Genomic DNA, 14,381 nt, shown 5'->3' on the forward strand with positions numbered 1-14,381 from the left:
GAGAATGTGGATGTCGCTGTGGGCTCAGATTTTACTATACGGAGTAGTAGGAGCAGTGCTGTACTGCGGATTTTATGTTTGGACGCCAAAGCTAGTGAACAGGGGAGCCTCCCTTTTGTTTTCGTTCTGGTTCTTTTTATGGGCACCTGTCATCATGCTGTTGCCGGTAAGTATTTTGCTTTATTGGTTAGATGGCGGCGTTCTGTCTCTAGCATCCTTCATAGAGCGATTCCGCTTAACGCCTATTGATAGCCAGGACTGGCTGTGGGTCATTGGCGCCGTTTTGTTCACAATTTTATTTGATCAGTTATTAGAACCGGTAGGTAAATATTTCGCACGCAAACGCCTTTTTGCTCCACCTCCATACCTTCCGGCGCCTTTCAATCCGCTCAAGAAGTTTTCCATACCGCCTACTGAATTTTTTCATACACCGCTGCGTCGAAATGGGAAGCTGCTTGCTTGGTTCATTCCGCTGCATTTGATTGCTATGTTCAGCGAAGAGCTAATGTGGAGAGGGTATATGCTTCCCTTGCAAATCGATCTATTCGGTTCATACGCTTGGGTCGTTAACGGATTGCTGTGGGCTTGGTTGATACATGCATGCTTAAAATGGCATTTTATCGGAATGCTTCCGGGCATGCTCATTGCACCATGGATTGCACAGTATACGGGTTCGACGTGGGCTTCGTTCGCTGCACATGCAATTGGCAATGCGCCACTCTGGGTCTTGCTATGGATTGGCGTTATGCATACGCCGACTACGAAGGTGGATAAAGGCTGCTAAAGGAGAAACTTCATCTGCACAGCAGTCCAGCAGCTCAGATGCTTCAGTGTAGCAATATCGAAGTGCCGCTCCCATCGCATTCACGTAGACAAGAGAAAGTGGGTTCAATCCTGCATTCGAAGATATAACGGGAACTATGTATGGTGTGGAGAGTGTGCACATGGTTAGTAACGAAGGAGCAACAGCCTCCACTTCTGGAAGACGGTTGCTCCTCCTTCCAATGTTATCGAATTAGACTGCACTACATCCGGATTTATTGCAGCGCTTTAATCGCATATTCCAACTCCACATCTATACTATCAACATACTTGGCCTTAAACGTTTCTCTTGTTAGCGGAATTTGAATATCTGGGGTAACGCCTCCTTTTCCGCTAAAGTCGCTGTCGACTTGAATCTCATGGTTGCGGTTCAATGATCTGCCATCTGGCAATTGTACGACATATCCCTCTGGCAGCTGAATGGTAATCGGAGCTGTGTATAGACCAAATGAGCCATTGGTAGGCGTAAATCCAATGATTTTGACATTGGGCAGTCCTTTCAAGGCTAATGGAATTCCTTCTCCAGAGCTGACCGTTTGACTGTTGATTAAGATGGCGATTTTCCCGTTGAACGATGGTTCTGTTGGCGTGAGCGTTCTAGTTTCATTATGATCCAGCTCGAATTTGTGGGTATACCTGTTATAATAGCTCGTAATTTCGTAAAAGCGTTCCTCCTGTACAAAATGCCGGGCTATATCCGCTACTAATTGGTCTTCACCGCCTCGATTATCTCGAACATCAATGATCAATCCTTTCATTTGATGATCCAGATATGCCTGCAACTTGGTAATCAATATTTCTTCCGGACTTGTAGCGAAGAGCTCCTTCTGAAAAGAATTAATCTTCAAATAGCCGTACCCGCTGCTTAATAATTGACCTTCAATGATGTCCTGTCCAGCATTCTCCCTTTGTAAAGTTAAAAAGTTGTCGTCGTATGCCTGAAGTGTAACTTTTTGGGTTTTCGTTTCGTTTAGATTGATAAAGGCGACTTGCACCTCTCTGCCAATTGGGGCTCGCGTCATAAGCAGACCTTGATGATGCATCTTCGCTTGTTCTGTGGCTAAAGAGGTAACAATGAAGCCTGAGTTATTATAAGCTTCTTTCGCATCACGGCCATCCCAAGTCACAATCTCTGCACCGACTTTGATTCCTATCTGTTCAGCAGGACTATCCTTAATGACCTTGTTCACGAGTATCGTACCATCATCCAGCCGGATCGCGGTTATGCCGAATCCGCCTCCAATTTCAGCCTTAAGCTCTGCCTTATTTTCTTTAAGTCCGACATGACCATCGGGAATGGAACTGACGTATTCCTTCAAGGTCTGGTAATAGAGCGCTTTATCCTGATTTTTCTCAGCTTTTTGGAAGATAGGCTCGAACTTACTTCTTAGCGCATCCCAATTGATTTTTTTCCAATCACTGAACGGGTATTCCACTGACAGTCGCTCATTCATCTCCACAAATGCTTGGGAGTAGCTCAGGCTGCTTAAGTCGCTTACCGGATTGTACCTCAATTGCCCTGCGAACATCAGTGCAGCTACAAGCGGGATCACCCCGACGATACAAACTATAATCCGCCATATTCGATACTTAGGAACAAGGATGCGTCGAGAAGGCTTGAATACCTTTTTGATGGTACAAATGAATACGAGGAATGTCCAAGAATAGATGATCAAGGATAGATCTGAAGTATTCCCATCTAGAATGCTTATCACTGCTCCAAGAAGGGTGATACTCGGCACAAAGTCTAACCACCTGTAATATTTCTGAATCGGTACAGCATACCAGATCAGAACAAATAAATTCAAAGCGCTAAGGATTAAATCCCAGACCGTAAACCACTTGATGGAATCAATCGTGCCGTAAAAGCTCATGAAAGAGCACCTCTCCCCATAAAATCAGTTTCTATATAATGCCATTCAGAAGCTGCTTGAACGATACATAAATTGTTCCTAAATTTTCGCACGCTCGTGAATACTGCTCTACAGTGTGTCTGGTCTAAACAGCAATCTTATTTTGAAATGAGCTGATACTTATGCATAAAGGAATCTTTACATTACTGCTTTTATTAATGTTGTTAGGCATTACCGGTTGTGGAAGTAAATCCATAGTTTCTATAGAGCTAGAGTGTCAAGGGTTGGAACGAGTGGAGAAGTGCAGCAATTATAGCAGTAGTAATGAGCAGATCATGAAGAAGTTCGAAAGGGCAACCGATACAGCGACGAAATTGCCAGGCGCATTAGATTACGCAGCAGAATATCGCATGACCATTACTTATTCTGACCATACGATTGCTAAGTACGATTTATCATTAGGTGCAGAGAGAGGAAAGAAAGGCTTACTAGTCGACCTGAATCATTCTGAAGTAGGATACGAAATAGGAAAAACCTATGCCAATCAACTGCGGGAAGTTATCAACAAATCGGGGAAGAGCGAGTAGAAGAAATACGACTGCTTGAACGTACCCATGTAGAATTTCGAATCTGATAAAAATAAAGGGGTGAATACGATGCCCAACTCATCTATGATCTCATTTATCGTTCTTTTTATAGTGCTGCTTAAGTCGGTACTCAGCAGATTGATTATCGGGCCCGAAAAAACGGAGATTCGTGAAGAAGGCAAGAAACTACAATGGTGGGGCTTGATCATAGTAGCGATTATCTATTTAGGTGTATTCTTCTTCTATTATGATTACATCTATTCCAAGACCATCGTATTGAAGATGTTTTGGATATCATTTTTGACGATTACAGGAGCGTTCAATTTTTTTATCGAATGGAAGTATTCCAGCAATCGAAAACAGTGTATCGTAACCGCGATCATTATACCACTAGCAGCATTACTGGTTGCCGTTGTTATTTATGAACCTTGATTTCGTACAGACGGCTTCATTTTGGTTTGTGCTTCACCATTTGTAGCCGAAGATGTTGATTATACCGTGCAAGAGTTGTTTGTATTGAAAAGATATCGGGGTACGAACATTGCATCGATCACAGTAGAGAAGGTGCTTGGGCAGCTTTCTGGGAAGATTTCCATCTGTCAGTTAGCAGCAAACCAACGAGCGGTAGCCTTTTGGAAGAAGTATTATCGGGAACATCATATTGATTACGTTGAAACTCAAGAGCGTATCCCGGTAGATGGACTTGAAGGATTGCGAGAAATTATTTCTCAATCCTTTGAAATCCAGCGCACATGTTGAGTCCATATATGATAGATCTCTAGGTACGATGCTTGCTACCCTCAGGCAAATCCAAAGCATGTATCGGGAATAAGACTTGTTCGATTAATTCCTTAATCATTCGATGTATAAGCCACCCTCACGATACCCAACATTCTCCTATTTATTTAGAAAACTTTAGGTGTTACACTAATTTGTCGATAGCGTAACGGATATTCATTATGTCTATTCTTATCAAGAGTAGCTCAAGGTAACAAAATACAGTCATCAGAGGGAATGATCATCATGAAGAAACGTGCTGTAAGCTTACTTATTTTTATTTTTCTCCTAAGTTTGGCCCTTCCAGGACAAGCTTCGATGGAAGCGGTTAGCCAAGAACCGATTATTAAAGATGGAAATCTCGAAAAATCGATTCGTTCATGGATAGGTAAAAAAGACGATGACCCACTTACCAAAACGGATTTAGAATCTCTCACCGTTGTATCTTTGTCAGGTAAAGGAATTAAAGATCTGCAGGGATTGGAGTATGCCGTCAATATCACAGATCTCGATTTAGACATTAATGAAATTACTGATCTTGCACCGCTAAAGAAACTCTCAAAGATCCATACTCTCAGTCTCAAAGCAAATCAAATCTCATCGATTGAGGAATTGTCAGCTATGAAGGAGCTGAAATATCTAGAAATAAGTTGGAATCGGGTCTCATCCCTAGATGTAGTGAAACAATTGCCTCGTCTAATTGAGTTGGGCGCCGCCCACAATCAAATTTCGAATGTTCCAGCACTCTCTAGTGCCGCAGAATTAGCGTATTTGAAAATGGACGACAATGCGATAGAAGACATAGCTCCTCTCGGCAACATGAAAAAGTTGACATATCTTAATGTATCTAACAATAAAATTAAGGATTTCTCGCCGCTACGAATGCTGTCCAAAAGTCTGACATATCTGGGGATTGATGGACACCAGGTAACTGATCTTAAGCTGCTAGAAGGATTCAACAATCTCGAAGGTCTCTCTGCTAACAACAATAACATCGAGAGTCTTGCTCCTTTAGCAAAATTAACTAACTTGTCTACTTTGGATCTTTCTTCTAACAAGATTAAAGATATAGAACCATTAAACCATTTGAACAAGTTGGATTCCCTCTACTTGAATAACAACCGAGTGTGGAATTTGGAACCGTTAAGAAATTTGAAAGCCCTAAAAATCCTACATTTGAACAACAACCGGGTGTGGGATTTGGAGCCGATTCAAAATAATAGTTATGATTTTCATTGGGATACGGGGGCAGAACGATACGGACTGCAGTTGAACGATAACTACTTGGACTTAAGCCAAGGCACCCAAACCTAGAAAATATTTAAAAAATTAAATGCGGATAACTATGGTATTAAGTCTCAGCGTAAGACTCAACGCTTGGTGATCGGCAGCAAGACAGCCTATGTGGGCGACAGTATCTACAATCTAACAGCAGCGCCATTCATTCAGACAGGCCGTACCTACGTACCTATCCGTTTCATTTCCGAGAAACTTGGGGCAAATGTAAGTTGGAACCAGAGTACGAAGGAGGTAACGATTCAAAAAGACAGCAAAACGATTCGTTGGGTTGTGGGGAATAGGCAAGTTAAGATAAACCAGCGAACTGTGATGTCCGACGCTCCTTTACTACTGAGAAATAACAGCACGTTTGTTCCAGTTCGCTTTGTGTCGGAGCAGCTTAATACTTCGGTTGAATATTTAGGCAGCAAAAAAATGGTCATCATATTCCCAGAATAAGACCGCATAACAGAACTCAATTTTGGACGCATCTAAGGACAACTGGATTGCGTCCTGTTTCTTTACTTGCTGTTACAGACAGCGCGGAGAATATGGCGGAGACATTTTTTGAAAAAATCGAGTTAATCGACAAACGTTAAGAAAGTCCATCCTTAAGCAGGATGGACTCTAATGTCCCTTAGTTTTTACCATTCTTTTGGCTCATAATTTAAGTCTCTAAATAATTGAGATAGCTCCTTCTTTGATAAATCTCTCCATTGTCCAACAGGAAGGTTGGCTAAATGAATATTCATGATTCGGATTCTTTGCAATCGGCGAACGCTGTATCCTAATGCAGTGCACATGCGGCGAATTTGACGATTAAGCCCCTGTGTCAAAATGATTTGAAAATCAAATCTTGATAATTGAACTACTTTACAAGGCAGTGTTGTTGTACCTAATATTCTGACACCCTCTGACATCCTCTTCAAGAATTCAGGAGTAATTGGCTTGTCTACTGCAACGATATATTCCTTTTCGTGCTTATTTTCAGCACGCAGAATTTCGTTAACAATGTCGCCATCGTTTGTAAGTAGAATTAGGCCCTCTGAATCTTTATCCAGGCGTCCAATATGAAATATTCGTAATGGATGGTTGACGAAATCAACAATATTCCCCTTTACACCTTTTTCTGTTGTACTAGTGATGCCTACAGGTTTATTTAAGGCAATATAGACATTATGCTTTGCTTCTCGGTTTTGGATTGGATTGCCATCTACTCGAACGTCATCCCCAGCTTCAACTTGGCTTCCTATAGTTGCAAGTTTACCATTAATAGTAACTCTTCCATCGGTAATTAATTTATCGGCACCTCGTCTAGATGCTTTTCCAGATTCACTTATATATTTATTAATACGCATGCTGACACATCCTTAATGAGAGGATTATTTAATTAGATACTAACTATACTTTATTTTAAGGATGAATCACATACTATTATTCAGATATAACGGATAAAAATTTGTTCCAAAAGTATCCATCCTTTTATTTACATAGAAGCTATTCACCCGTATATCCAACGGTAGATATTGTTGTTTCAGCCGATGGACATAAATTAGAACTAGATTCGATAACGCTGACATTTTATCAAGCACCTGGTCATACGAATGATGGTTTATTTACAGTGATCGAACCATATGGTCTATTTTGTTCTGGAGATTACCTGTCAGATGTTGAGTTTCCGTTCATCTTTAGCAGTTATGAAGACTATGTACATACGATCAATAAAGCAGAAAATATTTTGCTAAATCATCAAATAACGACTCACATACCTGGACACGGATCGACAACACAGAATCAGGAGGAAATTCAAAAAAGGATAAACAGTTCAAAATATTACTTAAAACAGCTTCTTCATGATAACGGAGAGTTAGAAAAATACTTAAGCAGGGAGTATCCATTTTTTGAAGGAATGAAGAGCATTCATGCTGACAATAAAGAGATGGTCAAGGTGCCTTCCCCTCCTTCAAGCGGCTAAATGTCTGCATGAACTGCTCCTTCGTAATCGATACGGTCGATCCAATTTGGTTAAATACAGCATGCGATTGGCGGATTGGAGCGTTTTGCATCGCCCCGCTAGATGAAGGGATTGGATGCAACAACGTCGTATATCTAGAGAGACATTTGTTAATACCAGTCTATGTGAACACCATTTAATTAACCAGCAAATTTACCAGTCGAAATTTTCCCTTGAATCATCATTTTTGGCATTATATTTGGTAAGAGAATTAGGAAACCAAAGAAAGAGAAATGAGGGATCGAAGTGTCGTATATCGTTGATTTTAAAAATGTGTCTACGGTTGGTTTAGAATCTTCACCTGTAGCAGAAACACTTGCTGGTTTACGTGCTAACGAAGCCCGTTACTTCATGAATAAATACAAACATGAATTTACGGTTGTACCAGCTAGCGAAAGTCAGGAGAACCTTGATTACGTGAATCGAATCTTGAAAGAGGAACGTGATATTGAGTTTGCGGCCAAACCTTTAGAAACGTCGCACTTTCAAGTGGAAAATATTCAAATCACCTACGTTTTTTATGAGGATGGTCTTGGGCTCAATGTCATGTATACGGTGGATGACCCGAAGAAGCGAGCTGTTGGATTTAAGCTTTCTGAGGGGATGGAGGTACCAAAGGAGTTAGAGGGGAAGTTTAAGTTTGCCAGACAGAAATCAAAATTGGCGGGAACAATTCGAGGCTCGTATTTTGTGATTAAAGGAGAATATGAATATACATTGTGACAATATGCAGGCCATCCACACTGGATGGCCTTAAAATTTGCCGTTAAAGAAGCGCGATGAACTGTATTACAGGTAAGGCGAGAATGAGTTTTGAGGGATGTGAATGTTCAGCCTCAGCAGCTAGTACGTGGGGTAAGTAACGTTTCATGATATCGAACATTTGTTCTTTTCTGGGGAAGGCTATGATGGTACAATACTCGTATGTGAAGCAGTAATTACATGATGAGGTGTGCGCAAATGAATGATTATATCGTGATCAAGAAGCATAGATCCAATTATCCCAATCCGCTGACGTTAATAAAGGGACAATCCGTCATTATGGGGGAAAAATATGAAGGGCCTGAGAATTGGGAGAACTGGATTTTCTGCACGACGCAATCAGAGGGAAACCAAAAAATCAGCGGATGGGTTCCGATGCAGCTCCTTGACACTAAGGGGACAGAAGCAATTGTCCTTGAGGATTATACCGCACGAGAATTGAATGCAGGAAATCTACAACTTGCAGATGATTATTTTTTATAAGGGGTGGTTGGCGCATTGAGTAACTCGCATATTCTAACAAGGACGGAAATAGAAAGACTCCTCGTTTTCATTGATTGTTTTCAGGACGCCGATCATGAACATATTCGAATCGTGAACGGGTATCCTTGTGAAAGTGAAGTGGTTACCGCATTTCGAAAAGCGCTTGAAGATAGTGGATTTTTGATTGTGTTTGATTGGAAAGCTTGGCTCGCGGCGCACGAAACCTATCAGGACATCAGGAATAATATCGATGAGCAAATTAGGAACGCGGATATCGATACTCTTCGTAAACTTATGACCTGCTATATTCGTGGCGATCGATTCAATGAAGGAATGTTCGCAGCCGTTATTCAAAATGGGAATGTTTCGATAATTTTGCGTCGATTAAGAGAGTTATTTCCGGAGGAATAAAGAGCACTATTAGGTGTCTAGTCAACGAGTTATGGCGAAAAAACGATAACTCGTTTTTTATATCCATAAACATTATAACGTTATATTGACGTCGGTAACATGCGGTGCTACTATGAATTCAAACATTATAATGTTTCGCTTAGTCTTTATCCTTCCAATGTGAAATCAAGTTGTTAGATTGATAGATTGTTTACGCGAAGCGAGGTGAGCAGCATGAGCGAACGGATCGTCATAAGAGGCGTGAAGTATGTGGACGGTACAGAAATAGACATCGTAGTCGATGATGGAACTCTCTCCGCCATCACGGAAGCAGGCAAGGGTCAAGGTGGCCGGATATTGGATTACAGCGGAACGAATACATACGTGTCAAGCGGCTGGATTGATATGCACGTCCATGCCTTCGAGGAATTTGATCCTTATGGCGACGCTATTGATAAGATTGGTGTCGAGCAAGGCGTTGCGACCATCATTGATGCCGGAAGCTTGGGGGCAGAGCGAATAGGGGAACTGAAGGAGAAGGCGGAACAATCTGTCACGAATGTGCTGGCATTCCTTAATATCTCCAAAATTGGACTGAAGCGTATCGATGAATTGTCGGATATGTCTTGGATCGATGAATCAGCGGTGAAGGAAGCGGTAGAACAATATAAAGACTTCATTGTTGGCCTCAAAGCTCGGATTAGTCGAAGTGTTGTGCTGGACGGCGGCATTGAACCGCTTCGCAAGGCACGGCAGTTTTCCGAAGACAGGGGGCTCCCTGTTATGGTGCACATCGGGTCGGCACCTCCGGATATTGAAGAGATCGTTCCTTATTTGCAGCAGAAGGATATCATCACACATTATTTAAATGGTAAAGCAAACAACTTATTTGATGCGAAGGGAGAACCACTTCATGTGTTGAAGGAGGCGGTAGCACGCGGCGTCCATCTGGATGTTGGACACGGTACGGCGAGCTTCTCCTTCAAGGTAGCGGAAGCGGCTAAGTGTCATCACATTCCCGTGGATACAATCAGCTCGGACATTTATCGCGGCAACCGGCAGAACGGTCCTGTGTACAGCTTGGCGCATGTGCTGTCGAAGTTCTTGTACTTAGGGTATACGCTCGAAGAAGTGATCGATGGCGTAACGAAGCGTGCTGCGGAGTGGTTAGGCAAACCGGAGCTTGGTCGCATCCAAGTAGGAGATCGCGCGAACTTGACGCTGTTCGAAGTACGCAATGAGCCAATTGAACTCATCGATTCAGAAGGCGATGTCCGTATCGGGCATCAACATATCGTAACCAAGGGAGTGTTTGCAAATGGCGAGTACGTTGCATGTAAAGTACGGACTGAAGCGCGTCATTAATGCCAGCGGACGCATGAGTATTCTCGGTGTATCGGCTGTGTCCGATACAGTAATGGAAGCGATGAAGGTCGGCGGACAGAGCTATGTAGAAATTGCCGACCTCGTCGATAAAGCAGGCGATTACGTTGCAGCGCTCATCGATTCCGAAGCTGCCGTTATTGTCAACTCAGCCTCAAGCGGGATTGCACTGTCTGTTGCGGGAATCGTGACACAAGGCAATCGCCGCAAGAGCCTCCGCCTGCATCAAGATCCGATTGAGAAGAACGAGATCATTATGTTAAAAGGTCATAATGTCCAATACGGTGCACCTGTCGAGACGATGGTCTACTTAGGCGGCGGGAAACTCGTGGAGGTTGGGTATGCGAACGAAGGCAAGGCCGAGCATATCGAGGATGCTATTCATGAGCATACCGCGGCAATTCTCTATGTGAAATCCCACCATGCTGTGCAAAAAAACATGATATCCGTTGAGGAAGCTTGGGAAGTCGCGCAGCGTAATGGGGTACCGCTCATCGTCGATGCGGCTGCGGAAGAAGATTTGCACAAGTATGTGCAGGTATCTGACCTTGCGATCTATAGCGGCTCCAAAGCAATTGAAGGTCCAACGACAGGCATAGTGGCGGGCAAACGTCAAGCCATCGAATGGGTGAAGGAACAGCTTCACGGGATCGGGCGGAGCATGAAGGTAGGCAAAGAATCCGTGTTCGGACTGCTGCAGGCTTTGGACGAATATATGGTGAAGGAAGACAAGAGCGAACAGGAGAAGGCAGAGCTTGCCAAGCTTATGCCGCTGAATGAGCTCCAGGGTGTCACATGCACGATTGTACAGGATGAAGCGGGGCGTGCAATATACCGTGCTCGCATTCAGATCGATCCTGCTCTGGCCAGCACGACGGCGAAGGACGTTGTGAAGGGCTTGCAAGAAGGGGAGATCGCCATTTATACCCGTGACTACGGGGTTAGACAAGGATACTTCGATATCGATCCGCGTCCGCTTATGGGGGATGACATGGACGTCATTGAGTCACATATTCGCAAATTAGTGGGAGGGCCTACTCATGTCTAATATGGATAAACGTTTATACAAAGGACGCGCGGCGCTGAATGTGCTGGCAAACAGTGTGGAAAATGCAAAGGAAATTTTCGAGGCGGCAGAAGGTCATGTACTTGTTGGCGTCCTGTCCAAAAATTATCCGACGGTTGAGTCTGCTGTAGAAGCGATGAAGGAATATGGCGCAGTGATTGACGACGCAGTTTCAATCGGACTCGGAGCTGGCGACAATCGTCAGGCGGCTGTAGTGGCAGAGATTGCGAAGCATTATGGCGGCGGTCATATCAATCAAGTATTCCCTTCGGTTGGGGCAACACGCGCGAACTTGAATGGCAAGGATAGCTGGATTAACAGCTTGGTATCGCCGACTGGGCAGGTGGGATACGTTAATATTTCGACAGGCCCAGTTAGTGCGGATCAGGCAGACAAGGCCATTGTTCCTATTAAGAGTGCAATTGCGCTTGTACGCGACATGGGCGGGAATGCATTGAAATACTTCCCGATGAATGGGCTTGCTTGCGAAGAAGAGCTTCGGGCGGTTGCAAAGGCGTGCGGTGAAGAAGGGTTCGCACTAGAGCCGACTGGCGGCATTGATCTGGATAACTTTGAAGCGATCCTGCGCATTGCACTGGAAGCGAAGGTGCCAATTGTCATTCCACATGTGTACTCTTCAATCGTGGACAAAGCAACGGGCAACACGAAGGTAGAGGATATTCGCACTTTATACGCTGAGATGAAGAAATGGGTCGAGTATTATGCCTAATGTGCCTAAGCTGGGCATGAAGAAGGTAGCGGCCTTCGGCGAAGTGATGATGCGACTGACGGTGCCTGGCGTGGAGCGATTAAGCCAAGCAAGTCATCTGGATTACTCGTTTTCGGGTACAGGCGTCAACGTTAGCTCGCAGCTTGCTCGCTTCGGCCATGATGCCTATTTGATATCGCGGCTGCCAGACAATCCGCTTGGCGAAGCTGCGGAGGCATATCTGCGCAAGCTCGGGATAGGCACGGCATTCATTAGCCATGGCGGCAAATACATCGGCATGTACTTTTTAGAACAAGGATTCGGTCCCCGTCCTGGGCGCGTAACTTATACAGATCGGCTTGGAAGCAGCTTCAATACGGCGCCCGATGATGTGTATCCATACAGTGAGATTGCTGGCAGCATCGATGCGATTCACTTCTGCGGCATTGCACTCGCGATGAATGATGGTGTTCGACAACATATGAAGGCATTAGCTGCCGCCGTCAAGGCTGCGGGAGGTACTGTCATCTTCGATTGCAACTATCGTCCTGCGCATTGGGGCGAAGAGGGCTATGTGAAGGCAAGAGCACATTATGAAGAGATGCTCAGGTTTGCGGACATCGTCATGATGAATGAGAAGGACGCGATGCTGACGCTCGGGATGGAGACGGAGAAGACGGAGCGGCGTGAACAGCTGGAGGAGTTGATTCCTCGAGTTGCGAAGCTGTATAATATTTCGGTCATAGCAGGTACTCATCGCGCTATTCACGAGAATCAGACGCATTCCTTGCAAGGCTTCATGTATAAGCAGGAATCCTTTACCTTCTCGGAACGATTAACGTTTGCGGTTCATGATCGGATCGGAGCGGGGGATGCCTATACATGCGGTATTTTGCACGGAGAATTCCAAGGCTTTGCTCCAGAGCAGACGGTAGAGTTCGCCGCTGCTTCCAGCATGCTTGCGCACACATTTGAGGGTGATACACCAATGGCCACGGAGCGTGAGGTGCTGCGAGCTATGGTGGAGTCTGGGATAGATGTAGAAAGGTAGGCAGTAACATTGAGATTGTCACGCAACAAACGTCCCTTGTACGTACAGGTAAGAAATATTTTGCGAGAGCGCATTTTGCACGGTGTATATCCGCTAGGGACATACATCCCTTCGGAACCGCAGCTTGAAGAAGAGTTCCAAGTTAGCAAAATTACAGTACGCAATGCAATTATTGAGCTTGTGCAGGAAGGGTATGTGGAAAAAGGAAGCGGCAAGGGAACCAAGGTCATTCGCAATACTTCCGTCTCGAAGCTGTCCAAATGGAAGCGGTTCACGGAAATCCTAGTCGAAGAAGGCCACAAAATTCAGAAAAGAGTCATTCGGGCCGAGGTCATACACAATGAAGCAGGAACGATTCCATTTCCATTGTTCGGGGGACATTGCCTGTGCATTGAACGGGTATATGATTTGAACGGAACGCCATATATTCACTATACCCATTATGTAAGGCTGCAGGAGGAAGGGCTCGATCTATCTGAATTGAGCGAGCAGTCGCTGTATGAATGGCTCGAAGATCAGCATATCGAGCTTGGAAAATATAAAGACGAGTTTGCTGTTGCGACTGCACCAGAGGCTGCGAGATCAATACTTGAAGTCAGTCACGAAATGCCGCTATTAAAGCGTTCCCGCTATTCTTATGACATTGACGGGGCGTTGATTGAATATAGCGAAGGGTATTATCATACGGAACTTCATAGCTATGTTGTCAATTATGATGGTTAAATCCATGCATGTTCGAATCAGATATACGTAAATTCATAAAAGACAGAAGCCCGCTCTTCATGCAAATTTCAGTTCGCTTGCATAGAGGAAGAGGGGCTTCTGTCTTGTTTTGTTTTAGGGGATTGTGCAGCAGTGGGTGAATTGTGAAAAATGATTGACAAAAAACGGTGATCATTTACAAAAAATTAAAGAATTATGCTAATTTATAGTAAATGATATTGTTAATGGCCTCAATACTGTATATAATACGTTATGGAAATCATTAACTTTCTCTACAAAAGGTGCATCTTCTTCCTCCATAGAATTACGCATGTAGAGTTTTATATGAGGAGGTGTCCAGCATCACAAGCAATGCCTAATTTGAGCCTCATAAATGTCTATATTCGTTTCTGCCTCTACACTACTTCGTCGCAATTTGTCAGGAACAGGTTTTGCCCGTAATCCAACTTAGATCCCCATCACAGTTTACGATTTTTCAACAAT

General features: G+C 43.9%; 17 protein-coding genes. 15 read left to right on the forward strand and 2 right to left on the reverse strand.

The window, feature by feature from the left end; all coding sequences use genetic code 11:
* Window positions 1-10 precede the first annotated feature (10 nt).
* Window positions 11-784, forward strand: coding sequence for a CPBP family intramembrane glutamic endopeptidase (locus tag PBN151_RS22590; RefSeq protein ID WP_072730789.1), 774 nt, complete (start codon window positions 11-13; stop codon window positions 782-784).
* A 253-nt stretch (window positions 785-1,037) separates the two neighbouring features.
* Here PBN151_RS22590 and PBN151_RS22595 read toward each other — a convergent pair whose 3' ends face one another.
* Window positions 1,038-2,696 (reverse strand): S41 family peptidase, encoded by a 1,659-nt coding sequence (locus tag PBN151_RS22595; RefSeq protein WP_072730790.1) that lies wholly within the window; start codon window positions 2,694-2,696, stop codon window positions 1,038-1,040.
* Window positions 2,697-2,893: 197 nt separating this feature from the next.
* Here PBN151_RS22595 and PBN151_RS31475 point away from each other — a divergent pair, with 197 nt between their 5' ends.
* The 5 genes from PBN151_RS31475 (at window position 2,894) to PBN151_RS32055 (ending at window position 5,776) form a co-directional block, all read left to right on the forward strand.
* Window positions 2,894-3,262, forward strand: coding sequence for a YhfM domain-containing protein (locus PBN151_RS31475; protein ID WP_483310748.1), 369 nt, complete (start codon window positions 2,894-2,896; stop codon window positions 3,260-3,262).
* Window positions 3,263-3,331: 69 nt separating this feature from the next.
* Entirely contained in the window at window positions 3,332-3,694 is a 363-nt protein-coding gene (locus tag PBN151_RS22605) for a DUF4181 domain-containing protein (RefSeq protein WP_072730791.1), read from the forward strand.
* Window positions 3,695-3,778: 84 nt separating this feature from the next.
* A complete protein-coding gene (locus tag PBN151_RS22610; RefSeq protein WP_139295404.1) occupies window positions 3,779-4,021 on the forward strand; it encodes a hypothetical protein in 243 nt (80 codons plus the stop codon).
* A gap of 264 nt (window positions 4,022-4,285) precedes the next feature.
* Complete coding sequence (locus PBN151_RS22615; protein ID WP_227774963.1) at window positions 4,286-5,353, forward strand: leucine-rich repeat domain-containing protein; 1,068 nt, start codon at window positions 4,286-4,288, stop codon at window positions 5,351-5,353.
* A 66-nt stretch (window positions 5,354-5,419) separates the two neighbouring features.
* Complete coding sequence (locus tag PBN151_RS32055; protein ID WP_370510446.1) at window positions 5,420-5,776, forward strand: copper amine oxidase N-terminal domain-containing protein; 357 nt, start codon at window positions 5,420-5,422, stop codon at window positions 5,774-5,776.
* Between the two features lie 185 nt (window positions 5,777-5,961).
* On the opposite strand, the gene rluF is transcribed toward PBN151_RS32055, so the two are convergent.
* A complete protein-coding gene (rluF, locus tag PBN151_RS22620; RefSeq protein ID WP_072730793.1) occupies window positions 5,962-6,675 on the reverse strand; it encodes a 23S rRNA pseudouridine(2604) synthase RluF in 714 nt (237 codons plus the stop codon).
* A 101-nt stretch (window positions 6,676-6,776) separates the two neighbouring features.
* Between rluF and PBN151_RS22625 the strand changes: the two genes are divergently transcribed.
* From PBN151_RS22625 to PBN151_RS22665, 9 genes are all read left to right on the forward strand, one after another.
* On the forward strand, window positions 6,777-7,292 hold the full coding sequence (locus tag PBN151_RS22625; RefSeq protein ID WP_227774965.1) for an MBL fold metallo-hydrolase: 516 nt from the start codon (window positions 6,777-6,779) through the stop codon (window positions 7,290-7,292).
* 285 nt (window positions 7,293-7,577) lie between these two features.
* Window positions 7,578-8,054, forward strand: a complete 477-nt coding sequence (locus PBN151_RS22630) for a hypothetical protein (protein WP_021252564.1) — start codon at window positions 7,578-7,580, stop codon at window positions 8,052-8,054.
* Between the two features lie 237 nt (window positions 8,055-8,291).
* Window positions 8,292-8,576, forward strand: coding sequence for an SH3 domain-containing protein (locus PBN151_RS22635; RefSeq protein ID WP_083545288.1), 285 nt, complete (start codon window positions 8,292-8,294; stop codon window positions 8,574-8,576).
* A gap of 3 nt (window positions 8,577-8,579) precedes the next feature.
* The gene (locus PBN151_RS22640) at window positions 8,580-8,987 is read left to right on the forward strand and encodes a DUF6508 domain-containing protein (RefSeq protein ID WP_227774967.1); all 408 of its coding nucleotides are present in this window, start codon (window positions 8,580-8,582) and stop codon (window positions 8,985-8,987) included.
* A 213-nt stretch (window positions 8,988-9,200) separates the two neighbouring features.
* Window positions 9,201-10,331 (forward strand): amidohydrolase/deacetylase family metallohydrolase, encoded by a 1,131-nt coding sequence (locus PBN151_RS22645; protein ID WP_072730795.1) that lies wholly within the window; start codon window positions 9,201-9,203, stop codon window positions 10,329-10,331.
* Window positions 10,285-11,397, forward strand: a complete 1,113-nt coding sequence (locus PBN151_RS22650) for a DgaE family pyridoxal phosphate-dependent ammonia lyase (protein ID WP_072730796.1) — start codon at window positions 10,285-10,287, stop codon at window positions 11,395-11,397. The genes PBN151_RS22645 and PBN151_RS22650 overlap by 47 nt, the downstream gene beginning before the upstream one ends.
* Window positions 11,390-12,145, forward strand: coding sequence for a 2-dehydro-3-deoxy-phosphogluconate aldolase (gene dagF, locus PBN151_RS22655; protein WP_072730797.1), 756 nt, complete (start codon window positions 11,390-11,392; stop codon window positions 12,143-12,145). Before PBN151_RS22650 ends, dagF begins: the two co-directional genes overlap by 8 nt.
* A complete protein-coding gene (locus PBN151_RS22660; RefSeq protein WP_083545289.1) occupies window positions 12,138-13,175 on the forward strand; it encodes a sugar kinase in 1,038 nt (345 codons plus the stop codon). The genes dagF and PBN151_RS22660 overlap by 8 nt, the downstream gene beginning before the upstream one ends.
* Before the next feature lie 9 nt (window positions 13,176-13,184).
* The gene (locus PBN151_RS22665; protein ID WP_065293309.1) at window positions 13,185-13,898 is read left to right on the forward strand and encodes a GntR family transcriptional regulator; all 714 of its coding nucleotides are present in this window, start codon (window positions 13,185-13,187) and stop codon (window positions 13,896-13,898) included.
* Window positions 13,899-14,381 lie beyond the last annotated feature (483 nt).

The organism is Paenibacillus sp. NAIST15-1, assembly GCF_001894745.1.
Lineage (GTDB): Bacteria > Bacillota > Bacilli > Paenibacillales > Paenibacillaceae > Paenibacillus_B > Paenibacillus_B suaedae.